Source organism: Streptomyces sp. NPDC093795, from assembly GCF_044764665.1.
Lineage (GTDB): Bacteria > Actinomycetota > Actinomycetes > Streptomycetales > Streptomycetaceae > Streptomyces.
On record NZ_JBIWIO010000004.1, the window covers coordinates 153,852 to 178,638 of the forward strand.

A 24,787-nucleotide genomic window follows, 5' to 3' on the forward strand; every position below is an offset into this window, starting at 1 on the left:
GATCGACGTGAGGGGCTGTGCCAGCATCTTAAAGCAGCAAGTGTCGCAATAGCGGCCCGGCTCCGCACTTTCGAGAGGAACCACCTTCCCGATGCCGCTCGTTCCCGCCGATCCCACCGTGCTCCACCCGATGCCCGAGCACCCCCGCGTCGTCCTGCTCAAGCCGTTGGTGAAGTCGCCGTTGATCGAGGTCGGTGACTTCTCGTACTACGACGATCCGGAGGACCCGACCGCGTTCGAGAAGCGCAACGTGCTGTACCACTACGGGCCCGAGCGGCTTGTCATCGGCAAGTACTGCGCGCTGGGCACAGGCACGCGGTTCCTCATGAACGGCGCCAACCACCGGATGGACGGCCCGTCCACGTTCCCCTTCCCCACCATGGGCGGCTCCTGGGCCGAGCACTTCGACCTGATCACCGGCCTGCCGGGCCGCGGCGACACCGTCGTCGGCAACGACGTCTGGTTCGGGCACGGCGCCACGGTGATGCCCGGCGTACGGATCGGCCACGGCGCGATCATCGCCGCCGGCGCCGTGGTCACCGGCGACGTCCCCGACTACGGCATCGTCGGCGGCAACCCGGCCCGGCTCATCCGTACCCGCTACGACGCCGCGGACGTCGCCCGGCTCCTCGCCGTGGCGTGGTGGGACTGGCCCGTGCGGCACATCACCGAGCACGTACGGACGATCATGTCGGGGACCGTCGCCGACCTGGAGGAGGCCGCCGCGCGGATCGACCGGCCCTGACACCACGTCCTCGTCTCACCGCGTCACACCGCCCGCCCCCGTCCTGCGCCAGAAACGAGTGATCGCCCATGCCCCCTCGCCGCGCCCATATCGCGATGGTCGGCGTCCCCGTCGTCAGCCATGTGCTGCCCAGCCTCGCGCTCGTCCGTGAGCTGGTGGCCCGCGGGCACCGCGTCACCTACGCCAACGACCTGTTCGTGGCCGACCTGGTCGACTCCGCCGGCGCGGAACTGGTGCCCTGCGCCTCCACGTTGCCCGTCGCCGACAACGACTGGCCCGCCGATCCCATCGCCGCGGCGAGCCTCTTCCTCGACGACGCCGTCCAGGCACTCCCGCGACTGCGCGCCGCCTACGACGACGATCCGGCCGACCTGTACCTCTACGACATCGGCGCCTATGCCGCCCGCGCGCTCGCCGAAGCGCAGGGCCGCCCGCTCCTCCAGTTGTCCCCGACGTTCGTCGGCTGGGACGGTTACGAGAAGGAAGTCGCGGCGCAGCTGTGGAAGTTGCCGGGCGCCGCCGCCTACCGGGAGAGGTTCGCGCGGTGGCTCGAGGAGTGCGGGGCGACGACCACGGACGTGGACGCCTTCTCCGGGCCGCCCGCCCGGGCCCTCGCCCTGATCCCGCGGGCGATGCAGCCGCACGCCGATCGAGTCGACCCCGACACGGTGACCTTCGTCGGCCCCTGCTTCGACGCCCGCGCGGACACGGACGGCTGGACCCGGCCGGTGGCCGCAGACCGTGTGCTGCTGATCTCGCTCGGCTCGGCGTACACGCACCGGCCCGCGTTCTACCGCCAGTGCGTCGCCGCCTTCGGCGACCTGCCCGGCTGGCACGTCGTGCTCCAGATCGGCAAGTACACCGATCCCGGGGAACTCGGTGCCGTACCGGCCAACGTCGAGGTGCACTCCTGGGTCCCGCAGCGGGCGATCCTGGAACAGGCCGACGCCTTCGTCACCCAAGCCGGGATGGGCGGCTGCGGCGAAGGGCTCCTGGCCGGTGTCCCCATGATCGCCGTGCCGCAGGGGGCCGAGCAGTTCATGAACGCCGACCGGCTCGTGGAACTCGGCGTCGCCCGCCGTGTGGACACCGCCGACGCCACCGCCGAGACGCTTCGCGCGGCACTTCACGACCTGGTCACGGATCCGGAACGCGTCGAACGGTCCCAGCGATTGCAGGCCGCCGCCCGGGCCGAGGGCGGAACCCGGCGCGCCGCCGACCTCATCGAGGACATGCTGGCCGCGGCCGAGGGCTCCGCGCTCTGAGCGCTGTCGCATCACTCGGCTTCCTCACGGGAACAGGGACGGGCCGGCCGTGCGCGCCCTTCCCTCCGGTCCGACCAGTCGGTATGTTGCTCGCGACCGTCGAGCATCCCGGAGGACGTCATGCCCGAGCCAGCAGAGATCCGCGGCCGCGCCAAGGCCGCGGTCGAGCCCACGGTGGAGGGGCACTGCGACCCTCGCTTCGGCGCCGTACGGGAGGCCTTCGAGGCCAACTTCCGTACGCGAGAGGAGCTCGGCGCCGCCGTGACCGTCCAGGTCCACGGCGAGACCGTGGTCGACCTGTGGGGCGGCTGGGCGGACCCCGCCCGTACGCGGCGCTGGGAACGCGACACCGTGGTCAACGTCTGGTCCACGACCAAGGGCGTGACCGCCCTCTGCGCCCACCTCCTCGCGGACCGGGGGCTGCTCGACCTGGACGCGCCGGTGGCCTCGTACTGGCCGGAGTTCGCGGCCGCCGGCAAGGAGAAACTCCCCGTACGCCATCTCCTGTCCCACCGCGCGGGCCTCGCCGGCCTGCGTGAGCCGCTCTCGCTCGCGGAGTTCTACGACTGGGAGGTGACGACCGCCCGGCTCGCGGCGACGGAACCGTGGTGGGAACCCGGCACCCGCTCCGGCTACCACGCCATGACCTACGGGTTCCTGGTCGGTGAGGTGATCCGGCGCATCACGGGGCGGCTGCCCGGCGCGTTCCTCCGCGACGAGATCACCGGGCCCCTCGGCATCGACCTCACCATCGGCCTCCCGAAGCGGGAAACGGACCGGGCGGCCGAGCTCGTCCACCCCCGCGCCTCGAGCGCCGGCGAACAGGCCGCGATCTTCGCCCAGTTGGAGCCCGCGGCGCGGGCCGCCCTGGCCAATCCGCTGGTGGGCGCCACCCAGGCCAACAGCCCCGAGTGGCGCGCCGCCGAACTGCCCGCGGCCAATGGTCACGGGACGGCCCGCGCGGTCGCCCAGCTGTACGGGATCTTCGCCGGGCGGGGCCGGTCCGGCGAGCGCCGGATCCTGTCCGAAGCCGCCGCCGAACGGGCCCGCGAGGGGCAGGGGGCAGGCCGAGACCTGGTCCTGGGCGCGGGCTTCGCCCACGACACGGAGTGCGCGCTCGGCCTCTGGCTCAGTGGACCCAACGCCTCCTACGGCCCCAACCCGCGGGCATTCGGCCATGACGGCTTCGGGGGCTCCTGCGGCCTCGCGGACCCGGAGTCGGGTGTCTCGCTGGGCTATGTGATGAACCGTATGGGCCCCCGGATCGCGGACGATCCCCGCAAAATGGCCCTCGTCGAGGCCGTGTACGCGGCGCTCTGACCCGCCGGCGACGGAATCCGGACATCCGTTCGCCCAGGACGGAGGGAACGATCGCGACATTGAGGGGCGGCCACCCGTGCCCGGCGGACCCGTGGACGGCCCCTCTCCCGCACAGCAAGGGCTTTCCGTACGCCCCAAGGCCACGGCCGGATCTGTGCACCCGCTACGCCTCCGCCGTACGACCGCAGGCCCCCACCCACCGGGTCAGGTGGCCTTCCTGAAAAACAGTCAGCAAATTCCGGCAAGCGTTTGCGCCGTTCCGTCTCCTCGCACCGGCCACGGCCGACGACTCCGGTGCGATGCGCTCCCGTCGCACCCCGGGCCGCGCCGACGCGCGTAGATCGGCTGAAAGGCGTTCTTGCCGTCAGGAGCGCCTGCTTCGAGGATTCCCCCTGTCGAGATTGACAGGTTCATGGCGGGCTCGGTGCCGTCGGGAACCCGTCCGCTCGCCGCCACGGGGTCGCCCACCCAGCGATTCCCCCCACTCCCCCACCGGAGGATCCAGTGAACCTCAAGCGACTCTCCCCCCTCGGCGCAGTCAAGGGCGCACGGCTGATCGCCGTGGCCTCCGCGCTGCTCGCCGCCTCGGCGCTCGCCGTACCCAGCTCGTCCGCGGCCACGGCCGGGGACGGCCGGGCCACCGCCACCCAGCTCGCCGCCGCCGACCAGGCCGTACGCGGGGCCGACGTGCCCGGCACCGCGTGGTACACCGACCAGGCGACCGGCAAGATCGTGCTCACCGCCGACTCCACCGTCTCCGCCGCCGAGATCGCCAAGATCAAGCAGGCGGCAGGCGACCGCGCCTCCTCCCTGGAGATCAAGCGGACACCCGGCACGTTCAACAAGCTCATCGCGGGCGGCCAGGCCATCTACGCCGGCGGCGGACGCTGCTCGCTCGGCTTCAACGTCCGCAGCGGCTCGACCTACTACGCGCTCACCGCGGGTCACTGCACCAACATCGGCAGCACCTGGTACACCAACTCGGCCAACACCACGGTGCTCGGCACCCGCGCCGGTTCCAGCTTCCCGACCAACGACTACGGCATCATCCGCCACTCCAACGCCTCGGCGGCGGACGGCCGGGTCTACCTCTACAACGGCAGCTACCGCGACATCACCAGCGCGGGCAACGCCTCCGTGGGCCAGTCGGTGCAGCGCAGCGGCAGCACCACCGGCCTGCGCGGCGGCACGGTCACCGGACTCAACGCGACCGTCAACTACGGCGGCGGCGACATCGTCTACGGCATGATCCAGACCAACGTCTGCGCCGAGCCGGGTGACAGCGGCGGCGCGCTCTTCTCCGGCAGCACCGCGCTGGGCCTGACCTCCGGCGGCAGCGGCAACTGCTCCAGCGGCGGCACCACGTTCTTCCAGCCGGTGACGGAGGCCCTGAGCGCGTACGGCGTGAGCGTCTTCTAGCCAGCACGCGACCCACAGAGGCCGGCGGTCCCCTCGGGGCCCGCCGGCCTCCTCAGTGCGTGGCCGGCCGGCCGGCGCCGGCGGCCACGAGCCCGTCCGTCAGCGTCATCAGCCGCTCACGGGCGTCCGCGTCGTAGGCCTGCTCATGGGCGCGGGACGGTGGGTGCGGTACGTGGGTTCATGACGCCATCGTGTCCGCGGCGCCGGTCCGGTGGGGAGCGGCAGTTGCTCCTGGTGTTGTCACCACCAGGGCCGCCACCGGGGTCCCCGGGTCACCACCGGGGGCACGACCGAAGTCGCCACCAGGGCCGTCGGAGTCACTCGACCGGCCAGGTGTGCGCCGGAGCGTTCAGGTGCATGTACTCGATGTACTGCTGTGTCATCCGACGCAGGGCCTGATGCCGGTCCACGTGGACGGTGTCGTGGAGGTGGTGGAACATCTCGGACTGCCACACCGCGCCGTTGCGGCCGCTGACGCACCGCTGCTCGATGATGCCGAGCAGCGGCTCCCGGCGGGCCACGTCCATGCCGAGCCGTTCGAGGCCTCGGTTCGCCAGCGGCAGCAGGCGCCGCAGCACCAGCTCGGTCACCGGAACTTCGCCCATGCCGGGCCAGTACAGCTGCGCGTCGATGCCGTGCCGTGCGGCGGTGTGCAGGTTCTCCTCCGCCGCCGCGAACGACATCCGGGACCAGACGGGCCGGTCCTCTTCGACGAGGGCGCGGACGAGACCGTAGTAGAAGGCGCCGTTCGCAAGGACGTCGGCCACCGTGGGGCCGGCGGGCAGCACCCGGTTCTCCACGCGCAGATGCGGAACGCCGTCGACGACGGCGTAGACGGGGCGGTTCCAGCGGTAGACCGTCCCGTTGTGGAGGGTGAGTTCGGCGAGACCGGGGACGCCGCCGCGGTCGAGGGTCTCCTCGGGGTCCTCGTCGTCGCACAGGGGCAGCAGCGCCGGGAAGTACCGCGCGTTCTCCTCGAAGAGGTCGAAGACGGAGGTGATCCACCGCTCCCCGAACCAGACCCGGGGCCGTACCCCCTGCACCCTGATCTCGTGCGGCCGGGTGTCGGTGGCCTGTTCGAACAGCGGGATGCGCGTCTCGCGCCACAGCTCCTTCGCGAACAGGAACGGCGAGTTCGCCGCCAGGGCCACCTGCACCCCCGCGACGGCCTGCGCGGCGTTCCAGTAGTCCGCGAACTCGTCTGGCGCGACCTGCAGATGGAACTGGGTGCTGGTGCAGGCCGCCTCCGGCGTGATGGTCTCCACGTAGGTCCGGAGGCGCTCCACCCCGTCCACCGAGATCAGGAGGTCCTCGCCCCGCGCGGCGAAGATCTGCTCGTTCAGGAGGTGGTAGCGCGGGTTCTCGGAGAGCGACTCCGGGCCCACGTCCGACAGCTCGAGCGTCGGCAGGATCCCGACCATGACGAGATGCGCGCCGATCGCCGAGGCCTTCTCCTCGGCGTGGTTGAGCGCCTCGCGGATCTCCTGCTCCCAGGAGTCGGGGCCGCCCGCCGTGAGGCGCCGCGGCTCGATGTTGATCTCCAGATTGAACCGGCCGAGCTCGGTCGACCAGGACGGATCCGCGAGCGCCTCCAGGACCTCCGTGCTGCGCATCGCGGGCTCGGCGTCGGCGTCCACGAGGTTCAGTTCGATCTCCAGGCCCACCTGGGGCCGCTCGAAGTCGAACCGCGACTCCCGCAGCATCCGCGCGAACACGTCGAGGCAGGTGTGCACCTTGTTCCGGAACCGGCGACGGTCGTCGCGGGTGAACTCAGACGCCGGGACATCACGCCCCATCGGTCCCTCCCGAGTCTCGTCGGCACGGACCCCCACCTCACAGCGTCCCACTCCGGGGGCGGCCCAACCACCGGACGGCTCGGGCGTAGGCTTCGCTCAGCATGGACACGACGGGGGGCGGGGCTCATGACGGCTGATACGGCACCGAGGTGGGGATCGACCCTCGATTCGGTCGTGGTGTACGCGCAAGGCGCGCTCTGCCACCGGCTCGCCGGGGGCGTCGTGCCTCCGGACGGCCGGGTACGGGTGACGGGGCTGCCCCGGACGCTCGACCCGGGCTCACTGCGCGCCCGAGTCCTGGGCGCGACCGGGGTGCGGGTCACCGAGGCCCGGGTGGAGGTCGAGGCGCCCGGCGCCGACGACGGTGACGCGTCCGACGCCTTGCGGCGCGAGGTCGAACGGCTGCGCGACGCGTACGCGGCGGCGGAGGGGCGCCGGGACCGGCAGCTGGGTCTGATCGCGGAGGTCAGGGGTCTGCACCCGGTGCCGCCGGGCCGCAAGCGCGACGATCCGCACCGCCGTACCCCGGTCGACGCGTGGCTGGAGCTCGCCGACTTCGTCGACGAGCGGCTGACCGCACTGCACGCGCGTCTCGCCGAGCTCGAGCGTGCGCTGCTCGACGCCGAGCACGAGCTCACCGTCGCCGCCGACAGGCTCGACCGCGCCTCCACGGACGCGCCGGCGGCGCACGTGAACACCACGGTCTCCGCGCTCGTGACGCTCGCGGGGCCCACTGGCACCGCGGACGCCGCTGACGCCGAGGTGCGACTCGACCTCGAGTACGGGGTGCCGGGCGCGGTCTGGGTCCCGACCTACCGTCTCACCCACCGTCAGGGCGACGACACCGGCCGTCTGGTGCTGCGTGCCTCGGTCGCCCAGCGCACCGGCGAGGACTGGAGCGGGGTGCGCATCGCCCTGGCCACCGCCGACCTCCGACGCCGCACCGACCTGCCGCGGCTCCGTTCCGTCCGGATCGGGCGGCGCCAGGCCGCCCCGGCGCCCTCCGGCTGGCGCGAACCCCCGGCGGGGCTCTCCGACCTCTTCGCCGGGTACACGGCCGCCAAGCCCCGCCCCACCCCGCGCGCCGCGGCCGGGCGGCGGGCCGGGGGCGCCCCCGGCTCCGCGGCCGGATCCGCGGCCGCCGGCGGGGCCGTACCGGAGGACACCCTGTACGACGAGATGGCGCCCCCACCGTCGGTGGGGTACGGCGGGCCGGTTCCGCCGCCCCCGTCGGCGCCCCAGGGCTACGGTGCCCCGCCGCCGATGTCGGGCGGCGGGTACGCCTTCGGACCCGGGCAGCCGGGCGCCGAGCCGCGTGCCGCCGCTCCGTCCTTCACCGGGGCGCCTGCCCCCGCCTCCATGCCCCCCGCGTGGCCCGCCGCGCCTGGCCGCGCCGCGCCGCCACCCCCGCCGGTGGCCGGTCCGCCGCAGCCGAGCGGCGACGAGCTCGACTACGCCGCCCTGGTCCTCAGCGGCCCCGACGAGCCGGGCGCTCGCCGGGGGCGCCTGTTTCCCTCGTCGCCGTACGACGCGGTGGCGGCCGAGTACCGTCGCCGCGCCGAGGCGGTGACCTCACTGCGGCTGCCCGGGCACGCCGTGCGCCCGCGCGAGTCGGCGGGCTCGTTCGACCACCGCTTCGACGCGGCCGCCCGCGCCGACGTGCCGTCGGACGGGACCTGGCACACCGTCACCGTCGCCGAGATCCCGGTCGGTCTGCGCACCGAGTACCTCTGTGTGCCGTCCGTGGAGCAGACCGTGTACGCGACGCTCGTGCTCTCCAACGCCACCGACCAGGCGTTGCTCGCCGGACCCGTGGAGGTCACCGTCGACGACGACTTCCTCCTCACCACCGCGCTGCCCACGCTCGCCCCCGGGGGTGTCCGCCGGGTGGGCCTCGGCCCTGCCGAGGGCATCCGGGTCACCCGCCGTACGAACCTGCGCGAGTCGACCGCGGGGCTGCGCAACAACATCACCGTGCTCGACCACCACGTCCACGTGGAGCTGGCCAACCGGCTCGCGCGACCCGTCACCGTCGAGGTGCGCGAGCGCGTGCCCGTCGCCTCCGATGCGGACGTCCGCATCGAGGAGCGGGCCGGCTGGACGGCGCCCGCCGACGGCGCCGGGGCCGAGCAGCACGCCCCCGGCACCCGCGTCCGGCGCGTGGAGCTTCCCGCCGGTGGCACCACCGCCCTCGACGGCGGCTACGAGATCCGTATCCCGGCCGGCAAAGCCCTGGTCGGCGGCAACCGCAGGAGCTGAGACACCCCATGTCCACGGCCGCGAAGACGATCGCCGTCCCCGTCACCGCCGTCACCCTCCTGGAGGACCGCGCCCACATCGAGCGCACCGTCGCACTCGACCTGGAGGCCGGCGTCCAGCGGCTGCGCCTCGGCCCGGTCAGCGCGCTGGCCGTCGACCGCACCCTCCACGCCGAGCTGACCTCCGGACACCCGGCCACCGTGCTCGACGTACGCGTCGTCCGCGACTGGACGCCACGGGGACCCCGCCGGCCGGCCGAGGCGGACTCCGCCCTGCGCCACCGCGCGCACGCCCTGGAGGAGGAGCGGCTCGACCAGGAGAAGCGGCGCGAGCGGCTCCAGGCCCGGCTCGACCTCCTCGGCCGCCTCGCCACCGACGTCCTGCGGGAGATCGGTGAGGGCGCCGGCTCCGGGGAGACCGAAAGTGCCCGCTGGGCCCGCGAACTCGACCGGATCGACGCCGAGCGCGACACGTACGGCGAGCAGCTCCGTACCGTGGCCGCCCGGCTGGCCGCGCTCGTCGCCGAACTCCGTGAGGTCCAGCGGGCCATGGACGTCACGGAGGAGGAGCCCGCCGAGCTGGTCGGGCACATCGAGCTGACCGTGGAGGCCGCGGCCGCCGGGCCTGCCGGGTTGCGCCTGAGCCATCTCAGCCCGTGCGCGCTGTGGCGGCCCGCCTACCGGGCCGTCCTCGACGGGGACTCCGTGACGCTGGAGACGGAGGCGGTCGTCTGGCAGCACACCGGCGAGGACTGGTCCGACGTCCGGATGACGCTGTCGACGGCCCGGTCGGCGCTCGCCACCGAGCCACCGCGTCTCACGGAGGACCGGCTGACGCTCAAGGACCGCACGGCGGCGGAGCGCCGGACGGTCGACGTCGAACTCCGCGAGGAGGAGATCCGGGACCTGGGTCCGGCCCCGGTGCTCGGCCTGCCGGGGGTCGACGACGGTGGCGAGGCGCGGGTGCTGCACTCCCCCGCGCCGGTCTCGGTGCCCTCGGACGGGCGCGCCCACCGGGTGCCGCTCTCCGCCTTCACCACGGCCGCGCGCAGCGAGTACGCCTGCTCGCCCGAGCTCTCCCCGCTGGTCACCCAGGTGGTGCGGTTCGACAACCTGTCCGGGCACGTGCTGCTCGCCGGCCCCGTGGACCTCGTCCGTGGCAGTGGCTTCAGCGGTCGCGGCACGTTGGACTTCACCACCCCCGGCGCCCCGGTGGAGCTGGCCTTCGGCAGCCGCGACGACCACCGGGTCGTCCGGGAGACCGAGGAGACCCGCGACACCGCCGGGATCACGCAGCGGACCGTGGTGACCCGCACGGTCCGGCTGAGTCTGTCGCGGTTCTCTCCGCCCGGGGAGCTCGGTGAGCGGGTGGTCGTCCTGCGGGAGCGGATCCCTGTCTCGGAGGTCTCGGCCGTGGAGGTACGTCTGCGCGAGGAGGCCTGCTCGCCCGCTCCCGACGCGGTCGACGCCGAGGGCATCGCCCGCTGGGACGTCCCTCTGCCGCCCGGGGGCCGCCGCACGGTCACCCTGGTCTACGAGCTGTCGGCGAGCGCCAAGGTCGCCGGGCTCTGAGCGCGGGGTTCCGAGCGCGGGGTTCTGAGAGTGGGGTTCTCAGCGCCGGGCTCTGAGCGCGGGTTCTGAGCGCGCGGTTCGGAATTCGACAGCTTCTTGCGCGGTGGTGCCCTGCGTGTTCTCTCAGCGGGTAGGTGCGCGGTGCGCGACCATTTGGTCGCCGAGCCGCAGTCTTGACCCCGAGCAGCGGACGAGGTCAGGAGCAGGCGGCCAGCAGACGGAAACACCGCGACAGGAAGAAGGACGGACGTGTCCGGCAGCGAAAGCGAGAACCCGGCAATCCCCTCCCCGGCTCCCACGCCGACCCGCCCCAGGACGAATCGGGACTGGTGGCCGAATCAGCTGGACCTCCAGGTGCTCCACCAGCATTCGCCCCAATCCGATCCGATGGACGAGGACTTCGACTACGCGAAGGAATTCGCGACTCTGGACGTCGACGCGCTGAAGCGGGACGTCTTCGAGGTGATGACGACGTCGCAGGACTGGTGGCCCGCCGACTACGGCCATTACGGGCCGCTCTTCATCCGGATGAGCTGGCACGCCGCGGGGACGTACCGCATCGAGGACGGCAGGGGCGGTGGCGGCGACGGCGCCCAGCGTTTCGCTCCGCTGAACAGCTGGCCGGACAACGCGTCGCTCGACAAGGCGCGCCGGCTGCTCTGGCCGGTCAAGCAGAAGTACGGCCGGAAGATCTCCTGGGCCGATCTGCTGGTCTTCGCCGGTAACTGCGCGATGGAATCCATGGGGTTCAGGACGTTCGGTTTCGGTTTCGGCCGGAAGGACGTCTGGGAGCCCGAGGAGATCTTCTGGGGACCGGAGGACACCTGGCTGGGAGATGAGCGGTACAGCGGCGACCGGGAACTCACCGGGCCTTTCGGCGCCGTGCAGATGGGGCTCATCTACGTCAATCCGGAGGGTCCCAACGGGAATCCGGATCCGATCGCCGCCGCCCGGGACATTCGCGAGACGTTCGGGCGCATGGCGATGAACGACGAGGAGACGGCCGCTCTCATCATCGGCGGCCACACGTTCGGCAAGTGCCATGGCGCGGTCGACCCGGAGTACATCGGTCCGGAGCCGGAGGCCGCCCCCATCGAGCAGCAGGGCATCGGCTGGCGGAACACGTGCGGCCGCGGCGTCGGGGCCGACGCGCTCACCAGTGGACTCGAAGGTGCGTGGACGTCCGAGCCGACGAAGTGGGACAACGGCTACCTGGACAACCTCTTCCGGTACGACTGGGAACTGACGACCAGTCCGGCCGGCGCGAAGCAGTGGACGCCCACGGATCCCTCGGCCCGGGACACGGTGCCCGACGCCCATGACCCGTCGAAGCGGCACGCTCCCATGATGCTGACGACGGACCTCGCGCTGAGGATGGATCCGGTCTACGGGCCGATCGCGAAGAGCTTCCACGAGAACCCGGACAGGCTCGCGGAGGCGTTCGGCAAGGCCTGGTACAAGCTGTTGCACCGCGACATGGGGCCCGTGTCGCGTTACCTCGGCCCGTGGATCCCCGAGCCGCAGCTGTGGCAGGACCCGGTTCCCGCGGTCGATCACCCGCTGGTCACGGACGCGGACCTCGCCGACCTCAAGGGCAGGATCCTCGCCTCCGGGCCGACCCTCTCCCAGCTGGTCACCACGGCGTGGGCGTCGGCGGCGAGCTTCCGCGGCACCGACAAGCGCGGCGGGGCCAACGGCGCACGGATCCGGCTCGCGCCGCAGCGGGACTGGGAGGTGAACGACCTGCCCGAGGTGGCCGGGACCGTGCAGGCCCTCGACCAGATCCGGCAGGAGTTCGAGGCCTCCCGGTCCGACGGCGTGAAGGTGTCGCTCGCCGACCTGATCGTCCTGGGCGGCTGCGCGGCCGTCGAGCAGGCCGCGCGGAACGCCGGGTACGACATCACGGTCCCCTTCGCGCCGGGGCGTACGGACGCGTCGCAGGAGCAGACCGACGTGGAGTCGTTCGCCGTGCTCGAACCGAGGGCGGACGGGTTCCGCAACTACCTCCCGGCCGGGGAGAAGCTGTCGCCGGAGACCCTGCTGCTCGACCGGGCCAACATGTTGACGCTGACCGCTCCCGAGATGACGGTCCTGGTCGGTGGTATGCGGGCCCTGGACGCCGGCTTCCGGGGAGCCCGGCACGGTGTGTTCACCGACCGGCCGGGGGCGTTGACCACCGACTTCTTCGTGAACCTGCTGGACATGGGCACGGAGTGGAAGGCGTCGACCGAGAACGAGAACGTGTTCGAAGGCCGGGACCGTACGACGGGTGAGGTCCGGTGGACCGCGACCGCCGTCGACCTCGTCTTCGGCTCCCACTCCCAGCTCCGCGCCCTGGCGGAGGTCTACGCGTCCCAGGACGCGGGGGAGAAGTTCGTGCGTGACTTCGTGGCGGCGTGGGACAAGGTGATGAACCTCGATCGGTTCGACCTGACCTGATCCCGGGTTCCGGTCGGCCCGGCGGTATCCGGCGCGGGTCGCGCCGATGCCGCCGGGCCGCGGGGCCGGTCGCGGCAGGCGGGGGCCTGGTCGCGCCGGGCCGCGCGGAGGGCCTCGCGGGTAGAATTCGTACGCGTACGCGTGTCTGCTCCCTCTTCGTACGCGCAGCTGCTCCACCTCGCTGCGCGCGGGCGGATCGGAGGTCGCCTTGACGGGTTCCGGGGGTTCCTCCGGGGTGTCCGCCGCCGAACCGGCCTCGGGCTTCGCCGGGCTCGCCGCGGAGAACCGGCGTCTGCGGGAGCGGGCGGCGCGCCGTCATCTGATCGATCTCGCCACCGGGATGCTCGCCGCCCAGCTGGGACAGTCCACGGCCGGAGCGGCCGACCATCTGGAGGATCTCGCCCGGGCGACGGGTGTGTCCCCGGAGGACCTCGCCGCCGACATCGTGAACGCCGTCGCCGCACCGGGCGACCCGCGCGTCGGCCCCGGGCCGGCCCCGCCCCTCCCCGCCCGTCGGCTGCGTCGTACGGCCACCGCCGCCGAGACGGCGGACAGCGTCGGCGAGGCGGCCCGCACGCTCCTGGAGGGCGGTCTCGCCCCGCTGGGCGCGGACAGTCTGTGGCTGTGGCGGTGCGCCGACGCCGGGCACCTGCGGCTCGCCGGGTGCGCCGGGGTCTCCGCGACGGAGGCGGCGCCCTGGCGCGGGATCCCCCCTGCCGCCCCCGCACCCCTGCGGACCGCCCTCGTCGAGAACACGCCCCTGTGGCTGGGCGGCGGCCCGGCCGACGCCGCCGCACTGCCGGGGGCCTCGGCGGTCGCGGCCCGCGCGCTCGTGCCGCTGCGGAGGCGTGGCGCCACGATCGGCCTGGCGCTCGTCGGCTGGCCGGAGCCCAGGACGTTCGACACCCGGACCCGGCGGGCCGTCACCCAGCTGCTTACGGTGGCGAGTACCGTCCTCGACCGCCCGGACTCCCCCGAGCCCGGAGCCCCGGTGCTCGTGGACATCCTCGACGCGCTGACCCACCCGGCGGCGCTGCTGCGCACGCACGGCCCGTCCGGGACGCCGACGGTGGAACACGCCAACGAGGAGGCGGTGGCCACGTTCGGCGGTCCGCTCCCCGCCGACGACAGGTCCCTGACCCGCCTCTTCCCCCTGGCGCACCGGGAGCTCGCCCGCCTGGTACGGCGGGTCCGCCGCACCCGGCGGGTCCAGCACGCCGCCCGGCTCCCGGTGACGTCCGGGGCGGGAGCCGGGGCAGGGGCCGACTCAGCGGCGAGAACCGGAGCCGGGCCGGGCGAGGCTCCGGCTCCGCTCCTCGACGTGCGGGTCCTGCCGGCGGGCGAGGAGCTGGCCGTCGTCCTGTGGCACGCCTCCGGCGACCACCGGCTCGCGGTGGGCCGGGCGGTGGCGAGGCTCCAGACGGTCGCGACCTTCCAGGACAGCCTGGACGGCGGCGAGACGGTGTGGTCCGAGCAGGCGTACGGAATCTTCGGCATGTCCCGGCACGAGGCCCCGGTGCCGCTCCTGGCCCTCCGCGGGCGGATCCACAGGGACGACGGCGAGGCGCTGACCGGTCTGCTGACGACCCTGACGGAACGCGGGGCGGGCGCGCAGACGGTGCTCAGGGTCCTGCTCCCCGACGGCTCGGTGCGTCATGTCCGGGTGGCGGCGGAGCCGCTTCTCGACGGCGAGACGGTCACCGGCTGCGTCGGGGTCTACCAGGACGTGTCGGCGAGCAGACGCACCGAACTCGCCCTGACGGCGACGTTCGACCACCTCAACGCCGTCCGTGACCAGGCGGACGTCAGGCATCAGCTCGCCCTCCAGCTCCAGCGGGCGATCGTTCCCGAGGTGCCCGCCCTCCAGGAGCTGCCGGGCGGCCTCGTGGTGGCCTCCCGGTACCGGCCGGCGGCCGAGGAGTACCAGGTGGGCGGCGACTGGTACGACGTACTTCCGCTGCCGAGCGGCAAGGTCCTGGTGGCCGTCGGTGACATCGCGGGGCACGGGATCGACTCCGTCACCGGCATGGTCGCCCTCCGCAACGCGCAGCGGGCGCTCGCCTTCACCGGCCGGGGTCCCGGGCAGCTCCTCGGCTGGCTCAACGAGGTCACGTTGCGGACGGGCGGCGGGAGCACCGCGACGGCGGTGTGCGCGCTGTACGACCCCGAGGACGGCGAGCTCGTCTGGTCGAGCGCCGGGCATCTGCCCCTGCTGCTGCTCAGGGAAGGCCGGGCGACGCTGCTCGATCCGCCCCAGGACATCCTGCTGGGGGCGACGGCCTCCTCCAGGTACCAGGAGCGCCGTACGGCGCTACGGCCGGGCGACACCCTGCTGCTGTACACGGACGGCCTGGTGGAGCGGCGCCATGACGGCCTGGGCACCGGGCTCGGCCGGCTGGTCGAGGCGGCGGAGGAACTCGCCGCGGTGGAGGACCTGGAGCAGCTGGTGGACGGTCTGCTCGGGATGGTGACGGGAGACACCGACGACGACACCAGCGTGGTGGCGGTACGGCTCCGGGAGAGGTAGTCAGTGCGCCGGTCTGTTCGTCAGCCCGCGCCGGATCATGACCAGGAGTTCCGTCTGGTCGACCGGTTTGGCGAGGTAGTCGTCGGCGCCCGCCTCCAGGGCGCTCGCCCGGTCGCCTGGCATCGCCTTCGCGGTGACGACGATGATCGGGAGGTCGGCGCGGCCGGGGAGTCGCCGGATCTCCTCGATGGCCCGGTAGCCGTCGGTCCCGGCCATCATGACGTCCATGAGGACCAGCCGGATCTCCTCGTGGGCGGCCACCAGGTCGATGCCGCGGCGCCCTCCGTCGGCCGTGAGGACCCGCAGTCCTTGTGCTTCGAGGACTTCGGTGAGCGCGTACACGTTGCGGGTGTCGTCGTCGACCACGAGGACCGTGCCGCCGGCGTACTCCGGTCCTTCCGCGCCGGCGGACGTGCTCGCGAGGCCGCCGTCGCGTCCCTGCGGGTCGTCGGCCGGGGTGGTGGTGGCCGGTTCGCGGGGCACCGCCCGCTCCGGGAGGTGGAAGGTGAAGGTGCTGCCCCGGCCCGGCATGCTCTCGACGGTGATGGTGCCGCCGAGGAGCCTGGCGACCTCGCGGCTGATGGAGAGGCCGAGGCCGGTCCCGCCGTACTGGCGGGCGGTGGTGCCGTCGCCCTGCTGGAAGGCGTCGAAGATGTGCCGGAGGCGGTCGGCGGGGATGCCGACGCCGGTGTCGGTGACGCGGAAGGCGAGGACGGGGCGGCCGTCGCGCAGGGCGGCCGGGGCCTCGTCGGGGGGTGTGTGGGCGACGGTCAGGTCGACCCGGCCCGTGTCGGTGAACTTCAGCGCGTTGGAGAGCAGGTTGCGCAGCACCTGGCGGAGCCGTCCCTCGTCCGTGGTGAGGTAGCGGGGTACGTCGGGTGCCACGGTCACCGAGAAGTCGAGCCCGCGTTCGTCGGCGACCGGGCCGAAGGTCGACTCCAGGTACTCCAGGAGCTGGGACATGGCGAAGGGCTCGTGCCGGACCTCCATCTTGCCCGCCTCCACCTTGGAGAGGTCCAGGATGTCGTCGATCAGCTGGAGCAGGTCGGATCCGGCGGAGTGGATGACCTCGGCGTAGTCGACCTGTTTCTGTGTCAGGTTGCCGTCGGGGTTCTGGGTGAGCAGCCGGGCCAGGATGAGGAGGCTGTTGAGCGGGGTCCGGAGTTCGTGGCTCATGTTGGCGAGGAACTCGGACTTGTACATGGAGGTGCGGGAGAGCTGCTGGGCCCGGGTCTCCAGCTCCTGCCGTGCCTGTTCGATGACCCGGTTCTTCGATTCGATGTCCTTGTTGCGTTCGGCGAGGAGCGCGGCCTTCTCCAGGAGTTCGGCGTTGGAGCGCTGGAGTTCCCGCTGCCTGGCCTGCAACTCCTCGGTACGGGAGCGGAGTTCGTCGGCGAGGGTACGTGACTGGCCGAGCAGCGCGTCGGTGCGCAGGTTGGCGACGAGGGAGCTGAGGACGGCGCCCGCGCTGTCCACGAACCGGTCGAGGAAGTCGCGGCGCAGGCCGGTGAAGGGGTGCAGGGAGGCGAGTTCGACCGCGCCGAGCACCTGGTCCTCGACCACGATGGGGAGCACGATCAGGGCGCGGGGTTCCGCGGAGCCCACGCCGGAGGAGATCGTGACGTAGCCCGGCGGCACCGGGTCGACGACGAGGGGGCGGCGGCCGTGCGCCGCCTGGCCGACGAGTCCCTCGCCGGGGCGGAACCGGCGCGGTTCGCCGTCCTCCGTCGCGTCGGGGAGTCCGTACGAGGCGGCCATGACGAGGCCGGGGCCGCGCTCGTCCTCCTCGGCGACGAAGAAGGCGCCGTACTGGGCGGAGACGAGCGGCGGTACCTCGGCCATGGTCAGCTCGGCCATCTCGGGGAGGCCGCGGGTGCCCTGGAGGAGTCCGGTGATCCGGGCGAGGTTGGTCTGCAGCCAGTCCTGTTCCTGGTTGGCCTGGGTGGTGGCGCGCAGGGACTCCACCATGGCGTTGATGTTGTCGCGGAGTTCGCCGACCTCGCCGGGGGCGTCGACGGTGATGGAGCGGGTGAGGTCGCCCTCGGCGACGGCGCTGGTGACCTCGGCGATGGCGCGGACCTGGCGGGTCAGGTTCCCGGCGAGCTCGTTGACGTTCTCGGTGAGGCGCATCCAGGTGCCGGAGACGCCTTCGACCTCGGCCTGGCCTCCGAGCTTGCCCTCCGTGCCCACCTCGCGGGCCACCCGGGTCACCTCGGCGGCGAACGAGGACAGTTGGTCGACCATGGTGTTGATGGTGGTCTTGAGTTCCAGGATCTCTCCGCGCGCGGAGACATCGATCCGGGTGGTCAGGTCGCCCTGGGCGACGGCGGTGGTGACCTGGGCGATGTTGCGCACCTGGTTGGTGAGGTTGTCGGCCATGGAGTTGACGTTGTCGGTGAGGTCCTTCCAGGTGCCCGACACCCCGCCGACGGTGGCCTGGCCGCCGAGTTTGCCCTCCGTGCCGACCTCGCGGGCCACCCGGGTGACCTCCTCGGCGAAGGAGGAGAGCCGGTCGACCATCGTGTTGATGGTCTCCTTCAGCTCCAGGACCTCGCCGCGGGCGTCGACCCTGATCTTCTGGGTGAGGTCGCCGCGCGCGACGGCGGTGGCGACCTGGGCGATGGAGCGGACCTGTGACGTGAGATTGTCGGCCATCGTGTTGACGCCGGTGGTGACCTCCTGCCACACCCCGCGCGCCCGCGCTTCCCGGACCCGGCTGCCGAGGAGGCCCTGCCCGCCGACCTCTCCCGCGACGCGGGTGACTTCCGAGGTGAGCAGGGAGAGCCGGTCGACCATGTCGTTGTACACGCCGGCGATCTCGCCGAGGACGCCGTCGGAGCCCTCGGCCAGGCGTACGGAGAGCTCGCCGTCCCGTACGGCGGTCAGCCCGGCGAGCAGGCGTTGAAGCCCGTCGTCACCGATCTCGCCGTTCTCGCCGTTCTCCACCACCCCACACTAGGTCGCGGCCGGAGCGGGGGCCTCCGGAGAACGGCCGCCGCGGGTCCTAGGGCGGATCCGCCAGCGCCTCGTCCGTGTCGCCGTACACGCGGAAGACGGTCCGCGCCCCCGTGATCTCGAACATGCGGTCGACCGGAGCCCGGAGTCCCGCGAGGTCCAGGCGTCCGCCGTCGCCCTGCATCTTCAGCCGTGCCTTGAGGAGCAGGTTGAGTCCGGTCGAGTCGCAGAACCGCAGTCCTGAGCAGTCGACGACGACGCGGCCGGACCCGGTGTTCTCCTCCAGGGCGTCGCGCAGGGGCGCGGACGTCCCGTAGTCGAGCTCGCCCCGGACGGCGAGTACGACGGTCCCCGAGGGGGTGTCGGGCCTGACGAGGACGGCGATGGGCTCCACCGGGTCGTCGTCGGCCGCGCTGTGGGGCGTTCCGACGCGTCCCGTTCCGATGTCTGCCTCCGCACGGTTGTCACCCTGCATAGGATCGCGAGCCTCCTTCCCGTCGCTGGTGTCACCTCGGCGCCGAAGGGCCTCCCCTACGGCTGTGCGTCCCGCCCCTCGGTGGGTTCCTGGGCTTCGCCGGGCCGCAGCCTGCCGCGCCAGCCCCCTGTCGCCCTGTCGTGCTCCTCGATGAACTCCTTGAAGCGGAGCAGGTCGCTGCCGACGCGGCTGTCGACCATGCCCACGGCCGCCGCCGCCTTCTCGGCGACGCCCTCCGGTTCGAGTTCCATCGCCAGCGTCACTTCCGTGTGGGAGTCGTCGAGGCGCTGGAAGGTCACGACGCCCTGCTGCTTCACGTCCCCGCCGACGGTCCGCCAGGCGATCCGCTCGTCGGGCAGCTGGTCGACGATCTCGGTGTCGAACTCGCGAGTCACCCCGGCGACCCGCGTCCGCCAGTGGCAGTGCCGGTCGTCGAGCTGCCGGACCTCCTCCACGCCGTCCATGAACCGGGGGAACTCCTCGAACTGCGTCCACTGGTCGTAGACCTCGCGCACGGGGGCGTCCACCCTGATCGTGTCGTGCACCATCGCGGTCATCTCCCTCGGTCGGTGGAGTACCGGGACGGCTGCGCGGCTACCCGGTGGCGGCTCTCGTAACCCCCGAGGCGGGGCGTGCCTCACTTCTCCGGTGCTCGGGGCGTCCCGGCCATGCGTCTCGTCCAACGGACCACCAGACGCAGCAGGGTGACCAGGGTCAGGACCCAGGTGGCGGCGAAGGCCCAGATGAGGATCGGGGCCTCGGTGGCGACGGCCAGGACGAGCAGGACCAGGGTCGCGGCGCCGAGGGCGCAGAGGCCGAGCACCGTCGGGCCCCGGCGGCCGCCGTCGGCCCGGCGCAGTGGTCCGCGCCGCATCGTGCGCAGCCCGCGGGCGAGCGGCTGATCCTCCTCGAGGCGCTGCTCGATCTCCGCCAGGATGCGTCGCTCACGTTCCGAGAGCCGGGCCTCGTCCATCACGGACACCTCCCGCCGTGCTCCGACCGGCGTCCTGTTCTGCCGCTGCCCAGACGGGCCCGGCTCAACCACGCCGGTACCCGGCCAGGCGCCCGGCGGGCTCCGCGCGGCGAGGGATCTCCGGCGGCGTGTCCTTCACCGCCTGTCGGGGTCGCGCTGCAGCAGCTCCTGCGCCTTCGCCTTGAGTCCCTGCACGACGACGTGGCCGCCTTCGCCGCCGCCGTGCGCCAGGGAGGAGAGTGTGGCCTCCATCTGGTCCCAGGTGGCGTGTGGCGGGATGGGGGGAACGGCGGGGTCGGTACGGAAGTCGAGGACCGCGGGCCCGTCCGCCGCCAGGGCTTCGCGCCAGGCGTCCTCGACGCGGTCCGGGTCGGTGACGCGGATGCCGGTCATCCCGAGGGAGCGGGCGAAGTCGGCGTACGGCACGTCGGGGAGGGACTGCGAGGCCTCGAAGGGCGGCGTTCCCCCCAGGGCCCGCAGCTCCCAGCTGACCTGGTTCAGGTCGCCGTTGTTCCACACGGCCACCACGAGCCGCGGATCGGTCCACTCGCCGGCGTACTTGGCGACGGTGATCAGCTCCGCCATGCCGTTCATCTGCATGGCCCCGTCTCCCACCAGGGCGATCGCTGGCCGGTCGGGGTGGGCGAACTTGGCGCCGATCGCGTACGGGACTCCGCAGCCCATGGAGGCGAGGGTGCCGGAGAGCGAGCCGCGCATGGTGCCGCGCATCGTGAGGTGGCGGGCGTACCAGGTGGCCATGGAGCCGGAGTCCGAGGTGATCATCGCGTCCTCGGGCATCAGCGGGTCGAGGGCCGCCGCCACGTACTCGGGGTTGACCGGATCGGCGGAGAGCGCGGCCCTGCGCTCCATGACCGTCTTCCACTTGCGTACGCCGCCGGTCACGGTCTCCCGCCAGCCGCGGTCCTCCTTGCGGGTGAGCAGCGGAATCAGCCGGCGCAGGGTGGTGGCCGCGTCGCCGACGAGGTTGACCTCGTAGGGGTAGCGCAGTCCGACCATGTGCGGGTCGATGTCGATCTGGACGGCCCGCGCCTGCCCGTACGGGGGGAGGAACTCGGAATACGGGAAGTTGGAGCCGACGGTCAGCAGGGTGTCGCAGTCCCGCATCAGCTCGTACGAGGGGCGGGTGCCGAGAAGGCCGATCGAGCCTGTCACGTACGGCAGTTCGTCGCTCAGCGCGTCCTTGCCGAGCAGTGCCTTCGCGACGCCCGCGCCGAGGGCCTCGGCCGTCTCCTCGACCTCGCGGGCGGCGCCCGCCGCTCCCTGTCCGATGAGCATGGCGACCCGTTCGCCCTCGTTGAGGAGAGCGGCGGCGCGGGCGAGGGAGTCGTCGTCGGGCACTGGGGCCCAGCCGCTCACGTCGAGGCTGGAGGGAACCATCTTGTGGGCGTGTTCCGGTGGGGAGTACGGCAGTTCCTGGACGTCCGCCGGAATGATCAGGGCGGTGGGGGCGCGGCGCGCGTAGGCGGTGCGGATGGCCCGGTCGAGCACGTTCGGGAGCTGCTCGGGGACGGTGACGGTCTCCAGGTAGGCGCTCGCCACGTCCTTGAACAGGGTGTGCAGGTCGACCTCCTGCTGGTAGGAGCCGCCCATGGCGCTGCGGGCCGTCTGGCCGACGATGGCCACGACGGGCACGTGATCGAGCTTGGCGTCGTACAGGCCGTTGAGGAGATGGACGGCGCCGGGTCCCGAGGTCGCCACGCAGACGCCGACGTGTCCGGAGAACTTGGCGTACCCGACAGCTTCGAAGGCGGCCGTCTCCTCGTGCCGCGCCTGGATGAACCGGGGGTCGTCCCCGGCTCGTGACCACGCGGCGAGAAGGCCGTTGATGCCGTCGCCCGGATACCCGAAGACATGGTTGACGCCCCAGGCTCGGAGCCGGTCGAGCAGGTGGTCGCCGACCGTCACCTTGGTCATGATGGGTCGCCTCCGTTCGTTCGGCGCGCTTACGCCCGTTCGGTCAGGTTCGTCGCTCATCGTGCTGGGGTGCGGCTGCCCGGGCGGCCTTCGCGGAAACGCGGCGGCCCGGCGTGAGGGCTTCACAGAAGCCCGGCGGCGGTCCTGAGGTCCGCGCCGCGGTGCGGCGGGCGGTGGGCGAGGTGAGCGACCACCTGGGCAACGCCCCGGCGGTCTGTCGCGGCTCGTACATCGCACCGCGCGTCGTCGAGCGGTTTGCCGAGGGGGCCACGGTCGCCGCCGAGCTCGAACGTCTCGGCGAGCACGGCGTGTTCGGCCATCCGGCGACGCGGGGCACAGTGGAACGCGCCGTGCTCGACCTCCTGGAGGAGCCCGGCCGCCCCCGGAGGCGTTCTTCCCCGCACTCTGGGTAGCCGCTTGTTCCCGCCCCTCGACGAGCAGCGGCGGCACCCGTGAGGAGGATGCTCCATGAACCTTGCCGAAGGCCGCCCCCTGGACGCCCGTATGTCGCCGGGCGATCCGCTACCCGCCCGGATCGCGGGCTTCGCGGCGCGCACAGCGGGGGGTACGCCGGAGCAGGAGCTCCCGCTGGACCACACCCAGGCCATTCTCGAGGTCACCAAGGAGATCGCCGGCGTCCTCAAGGCATCGGAATGCCCGTTCGCCCTGGTGGGGAGCGTCGCGGCGTACGCCTACGGGATCCCCGTGCGGCTCCAGCACGACACGGACTTCGCCGTGCGCCGCGAGGACGCCGACACCGTGAAGGGACTGCTGCGCGAACACGGGATCGAGATCGTCGACCCGCCGGAGGACTGGCTGGTCAAGGCCCGCCGGGGCGGGGAGCACATCGACCTGATCTTCTCCCTCGCGGGCCGGCCCGTCACCAGCGAGCTGCTCGAACGCGCGTGGACGCTTCCTGTGGACTCGGTGCACATGCCGGTCATCGACCCGACCGACCTCATGGTGGGACGGCTCGCCGCCCTGTCCGAGCACCACTGCGACTACGGAAAGCTCCTCCCGGTCGCGCGGGGTCTTCGTGAGCGGGTCGACTGGGACCGCGTACGGAAGGAGACCGGCGACCGGCCGATGGCCGCCGCCTTCCTGTACCTCCTTGAGCTCCTCGACGTCATCCGGCCGCGCGACGACGCCGAGGACGGCGGGCCGGGCGTGTGAGCCGGCTGCCTCCGGGCAGTCGCCCACAGCGAAGAAAGGAGGAGCCGCCATGCTTCTCATCGGACTTCTGCTGCTCATCGCCGCCGGAGCCTTCACCGGTCTCCTCATCGCCGACAACATCTCCGGCGGCCCGGAGTACGAGGCGACGGTGCTCGACCACTCCGTCGGCACGGTCGACACGCTGGGCGCCTTCCTCGCCGGCATCGGTATCGCGCTGGTCTTCTGCCTCGCCCTCGCCATGATCCTCGGCGGCATGGCCCGGCGACGGCGTACGGGTGCGCACGGCGCGCGAGCGACTCACCGCCGGTCGGAGGTCCCGCCGCGCGAGGAGCGCGAGGTACATGACGAGCGGACCGGTCCGCCGGCCGGCGACACCCACCCGGGGCTCTGGGAGCGGATGACCGGCAAGGGGGACGAGAGGCCTCGATGACGAGGCCGCGGCCCCCGGGAGCGCCGATCGAGGAGCCCCCGGGCGTCGGCGCCGTGCCCCGGACCGGTGGTCGCGGGTTCTCGACCCGCCGGGCCGGGGCACGGACGCCGTACCGCAGGAGGATCAGGCGGTGTGGAGCGTCAGCCCGTACCGGCCGAGGATCTCGTTGACGGGCTGGAACCAGGTCTCACCGCCGGTCGAGCAGTTGCCCCAGCCGCCCGAGGTGACTCCCTGGGCCTGGTCGCCGCTGATGAACGCGCCGCCGGAGTCACCGCCCTCCGCGCACACGCTGGTCTTCGTCATCTGGTGCACCGCGCCCTGGCTGTAGTTCACCGTCTGGTTCTTGCCCAGGACGGTGCCGCAGTGCCACCGGGTCGTGGAGCCGGAGCGGCAGATGGACGCGCCGACGGGCGCCTCGGCCGAGCCCCGGACCAGCCGGTCCGGCACCGTGCCCCAGCCGAGCACCACCGGTACCGTCCACCAGCCGCTGTGGATGCTCACGTACGCGTAGTCGTCGCCGGGGAACGAGGAGCCCTGGAAGGTGCCCATCGCGGAGCCGTCCCAGCCACGGACGGCGGCCCCGGCCCGGCCGCAGTGCCCGGCGGTGACGAAGCCGCCGTGCACGGAGAACCCGATGGAGCAGCGGACGTTGCCGGTGTAGTACGGGTCGCCGCCGACGGTTCCCGCGGCGTACGTACGGGGTGCGGTCGGTGTCTCCGCGACGGTGACGGGGCCGGCCCCGCGGGCCTGCTCGACGAAGGCACGCACGGCGGGCGCGTCCCGGTCGGCACGGACGACGGTGACGACGACGCTGTTGGTGCGGGGGTCGACGTGCCAGCCGGCGACCCCGGCCGGGGCGGAGCGGGCGTCGAGGCGGGCCTTGGCGCGGTCGAGTGCGCCGGCACTGTGCCGGACGAGCCGGGTTTCGGCGCCGAGTGCCCGGACCTCCGCCTCCTCGCCCCGGTCGGTGAGACCGACGACGAGCCGTCCGCTGCGCACGTCGAACCAGGCACCGCCGTACGAGTCGCCCGCCGCCCTCTTCGCCTCGGTCTCCACGCGCGCCGCGTCCCGCTCGGCCTTGAGCCGCTCGACGGCCTGCTGGTCCGTGAGCCCGAGGTCCCGGCGCATGGCGTCGAGGAGACCGGCGGATGCGGTGGGCGTGGCCCCGGAGGGTTCGGCGCTCGCGGGGACGGCGTGGGCGGCGCCGAATCCGACGGTGAGCATGAGGGCCGCGACGGCGGCGCGCAGGGCGGATGTACGTCTCACAGGAGCCTCCTGGTGGGGGAAGAGGTCGTTGAGAGCGCTCTCAAGCGAGCACGCCGGTACGCTAGCTCCCTTCACTTGTCAGGTCCATACCAGGCGCGGAAATCAGAGCTGAACACTCCCCCGCTCACCGAACGCCACTCGGCCCGCAATCAGTTGCTGAAATCCCCTGCAACTCCTTGCCGTGATCGGCACCGGCTGCTTGACTCCCCGGGCGAAGAGGCGCATGACGAGAGGAGCCA

18 protein-coding genes are annotated in these 24,787 nt (G+C 72.7%); 11 read left to right on the forward strand and 7 right to left on the reverse strand.

Going from position 1 to position 24,787, the window contains the following annotated elements; translation table 11 throughout:
• Positions 1 to 91 precede the first annotated feature (91 nt).
• From ACIRB7_RS12990 to ACIRB7_RS13005, 4 genes are all read left to right on the forward strand, one after another.
• Positions 92 to 745, forward strand: a complete 654-nt coding sequence (locus ACIRB7_RS12990) for a CatB-related O-acetyltransferase (RefSeq protein ID WP_403596601.1) — start codon at positions 92 to 94, stop codon at positions 743 to 745.
• 68 nt (positions 746 to 813) lie between these two features.
• Positions 814 to 2,010, forward strand: coding sequence for a macrolide family glycosyltransferase (locus ACIRB7_RS12995; RefSeq protein WP_403596604.1), 1,197 nt, complete (start codon positions 814 to 816; stop codon positions 2,008 to 2,010).
• A gap of 120 nt (positions 2,011 to 2,130) precedes the next feature.
• Positions 2,131 to 3,330 (forward strand): serine hydrolase domain-containing protein, encoded by a 1,200-nt coding sequence (locus ACIRB7_RS13000; protein ID WP_403596607.1) that lies wholly within the window; start codon positions 2,131 to 2,133, stop codon positions 3,328 to 3,330.
• Between the two features lie 504 nt (positions 3,331 to 3,834).
• Entirely contained in the window at positions 3,835 to 4,749 is a 915-nt protein-coding gene (locus tag ACIRB7_RS13005) for a S1 family peptidase (RefSeq protein WP_403596610.1), read from the forward strand.
• 317 nt (positions 4,750 to 5,066) lie between these two features.
• On the opposite strand, the gene ACIRB7_RS13010 is transcribed toward ACIRB7_RS13005, so the two are convergent.
• Positions 5,067 to 6,545, reverse strand: coding sequence for a glutamate--cysteine ligase (locus ACIRB7_RS13010; protein ID WP_403596613.1), 1,479 nt, complete (start codon positions 6,543 to 6,545; stop codon positions 5,067 to 5,069).
• 126 nt (positions 6,546 to 6,671) lie between these two features.
• Between ACIRB7_RS13010 and ACIRB7_RS13015 the strand changes: the two genes are divergently transcribed.
• From ACIRB7_RS13015 to ACIRB7_RS13030, 4 genes are all read left to right on the forward strand, one after another.
• Positions 6,672 to 8,804, forward strand: a complete 2,133-nt coding sequence (locus tag ACIRB7_RS13015; protein WP_403596616.1) for a DUF4139 domain-containing protein — start codon at positions 6,672 to 6,674, stop codon at positions 8,802 to 8,804.
• Positions 8,805 to 8,812: 8 nt separating this feature from the next.
• Positions 8,813 to 10,375, forward strand: a complete 1,563-nt coding sequence (locus ACIRB7_RS13020; RefSeq protein ID WP_403596619.1) for a mucoidy inhibitor MuiA family protein — start codon at positions 8,813 to 8,815, stop codon at positions 10,373 to 10,375.
• A gap of 249 nt (positions 10,376 to 10,624) precedes the next feature.
• Positions 10,625 to 12,814, forward strand: a complete 2,190-nt coding sequence (gene katG / locus ACIRB7_RS13025) for a catalase/peroxidase HPI (RefSeq protein ID WP_403596622.1) — start codon at positions 10,625 to 10,627, stop codon at positions 12,812 to 12,814.
• 208 nt (positions 12,815 to 13,022) lie between these two features.
• The gene (locus ACIRB7_RS13030) at positions 13,023 to 15,341 is read left to right on the forward strand and encodes a SpoIIE family protein phosphatase (protein WP_403596625.1); all 2,319 of its coding nucleotides are present in this window, start codon (positions 13,023 to 13,025) and stop codon (positions 15,339 to 15,341) included.
• Here the strand turns inward: ACIRB7_RS13030 and ACIRB7_RS13035 are convergent, their stop codons facing one another.
• The 5 genes from ACIRB7_RS13035 to ACIRB7_RS13055 form a co-directional block, all read right to left on the reverse strand.
• Positions 15,342 to 18,287, reverse strand: a complete 2,946-nt coding sequence (locus ACIRB7_RS13035) for a HAMP domain-containing protein (protein ID WP_403596628.1) — start codon at positions 18,285 to 18,287, stop codon at positions 15,342 to 15,344. It lies immediately after the preceding gene.
• A gap of 58 nt (positions 18,288 to 18,345) precedes the next feature.
• Positions 18,346 to 18,771 (reverse strand): STAS domain-containing protein, encoded by a 426-nt coding sequence (locus tag ACIRB7_RS13040; RefSeq protein ID WP_403596631.1) that lies wholly within the window; start codon positions 18,769 to 18,771, stop codon positions 18,346 to 18,348.
• A gap of 56 nt (positions 18,772 to 18,827) precedes the next feature.
• Positions 18,828 to 19,319 (reverse strand): SRPBCC family protein, encoded by a 492-nt coding sequence (locus ACIRB7_RS13045; RefSeq protein WP_403596634.1) that lies wholly within the window; start codon positions 19,317 to 19,319, stop codon positions 18,828 to 18,830.
• A gap of 89 nt (positions 19,320 to 19,408) precedes the next feature.
• Entirely contained in the window at positions 19,409 to 19,744 is a 336-nt protein-coding gene (locus ACIRB7_RS13050; protein WP_403596636.1) for a DUF3040 domain-containing protein, read from the reverse strand.
• A gap of 135 nt (positions 19,745 to 19,879) precedes the next feature.
• Positions 19,880 to 21,679 (reverse strand): thiamine pyrophosphate-requiring protein, encoded by a 1,800-nt coding sequence (locus tag ACIRB7_RS13055; protein WP_403596639.1) that lies wholly within the window; start codon positions 21,677 to 21,679, stop codon positions 19,880 to 19,882.
• A 113-nt stretch (positions 21,680 to 21,792) separates the two neighbouring features.
• On the opposite strand from ACIRB7_RS13055, the gene ACIRB7_RS13060 reads away from it, so the two are divergent.
• The 3 genes from ACIRB7_RS13060 to ACIRB7_RS13070 are packed head-to-tail and all read left to right on the forward strand — an operon-like array spanning position 21,793 to position 23,282.
• Positions 21,793 to 22,092, forward strand: a complete 300-nt coding sequence (locus ACIRB7_RS13060) for a hypothetical protein (protein WP_403596641.1) — start codon at positions 21,793 to 21,795, stop codon at positions 22,090 to 22,092.
• Positions 22,093 to 22,147: 55 nt separating this feature from the next.
• Complete coding sequence (locus ACIRB7_RS13065; protein WP_403596644.1) at positions 22,148 to 22,852, forward strand: nucleotidyltransferase family protein; 705 nt, start codon at positions 22,148 to 22,150, stop codon at positions 22,850 to 22,852.
• A 49-nt stretch (positions 22,853 to 22,901) separates the two neighbouring features.
• Positions 22,902 to 23,282: a hypothetical protein gene (locus ACIRB7_RS13070; RefSeq protein WP_403596646.1), complete on the forward strand. Its 381-nt coding sequence runs from the start codon at positions 22,902 to 22,904 to the stop codon at positions 23,280 to 23,282.
• Between the two features lie 123 nt (positions 23,283 to 23,405).
• Here the strand turns inward: ACIRB7_RS13070 and ACIRB7_RS13075 are convergent, their stop codons facing one another.
• The gene (locus ACIRB7_RS13075; RefSeq protein WP_403596649.1) at positions 23,406 to 24,548 is read right to left on the reverse strand and encodes an alpha-lytic protease prodomain-containing protein; all 1,143 of its coding nucleotides are present in this window, start codon (positions 24,546 to 24,548) and stop codon (positions 23,406 to 23,408) included.
• Positions 24,549 to 24,787: the final 239 nt, after the last annotated feature.

Coding starts and splice junctions, on each gene's coding strand:
- ACIRB7_RS13070 (WP_403596646.1), top strand. CDS start 22,902: ATGCTTCTCATCGGACTTCTGCTGCTCATCGCCGCCGGAGCCTTCACC.
- ACIRB7_RS13020 (WP_403596619.1), top strand. CDS start 8,813: ATGTCCACGGCCGCGAAGACGATCGCCGTCCCCGTCACCGCCGTCACC.
- ACIRB7_RS13015 (WP_403596616.1), top strand. CDS start 6,672: ATGACGGCTGATACGGCACCGAGGTGGGGATCGACCCTCGATTCGGTC.
- ACIRB7_RS13065 (WP_403596644.1), top strand. CDS start 22,148: ATGAACCTTGCCGAAGGCCGCCCCCTGGACGCCCGTATGTCGCCGGGC.
- ACIRB7_RS13000 (WP_403596607.1), top strand. CDS start 2,131: ATGCCCGAGCCAGCAGAGATCCGCGGCCGCGCCAAGGCCGCGGTCGAG.
- ACIRB7_RS13040 (WP_403596631.1), bottom strand. CDS start 18,771: ATGCAGGGTGACAACCGTGCGGAGGCAGACATCGGAACGGGACGCGTC.
- ACIRB7_RS13050 (WP_403596636.1), bottom strand. CDS start 19,744: ATGGACGAGGCCCGGCTCTCGGAACGTGAGCGACGCATCCTGGCGGAG.
- ACIRB7_RS13045 (WP_403596634.1), bottom strand. CDS start 19,319: ATGGTGCACGACACGATCAGGGTGGACGCCCCCGTGCGCGAGGTCTAC.
- ACIRB7_RS12990 (WP_403596601.1), top strand. CDS start 92: ATGCCGCTCGTTCCCGCCGATCCCACCGTGCTCCACCCGATGCCCGAG.
- ACIRB7_RS12995 (WP_403596604.1), top strand. CDS start 814: ATGCCCCCTCGCCGCGCCCATATCGCGATGGTCGGCGTCCCCGTCGTC.
- ACIRB7_RS13055 (WP_403596639.1), bottom strand. CDS start 21,679: ATGACCAAGGTGACGGTCGGCGACCACCTGCTCGACCGGCTCCGAGCC.
- ACIRB7_RS13010 (WP_403596613.1), bottom strand. CDS start 6,545: ATGGGGCGTGATGTCCCGGCGTCTGAGTTCACCCGCGACGACCGTCGC.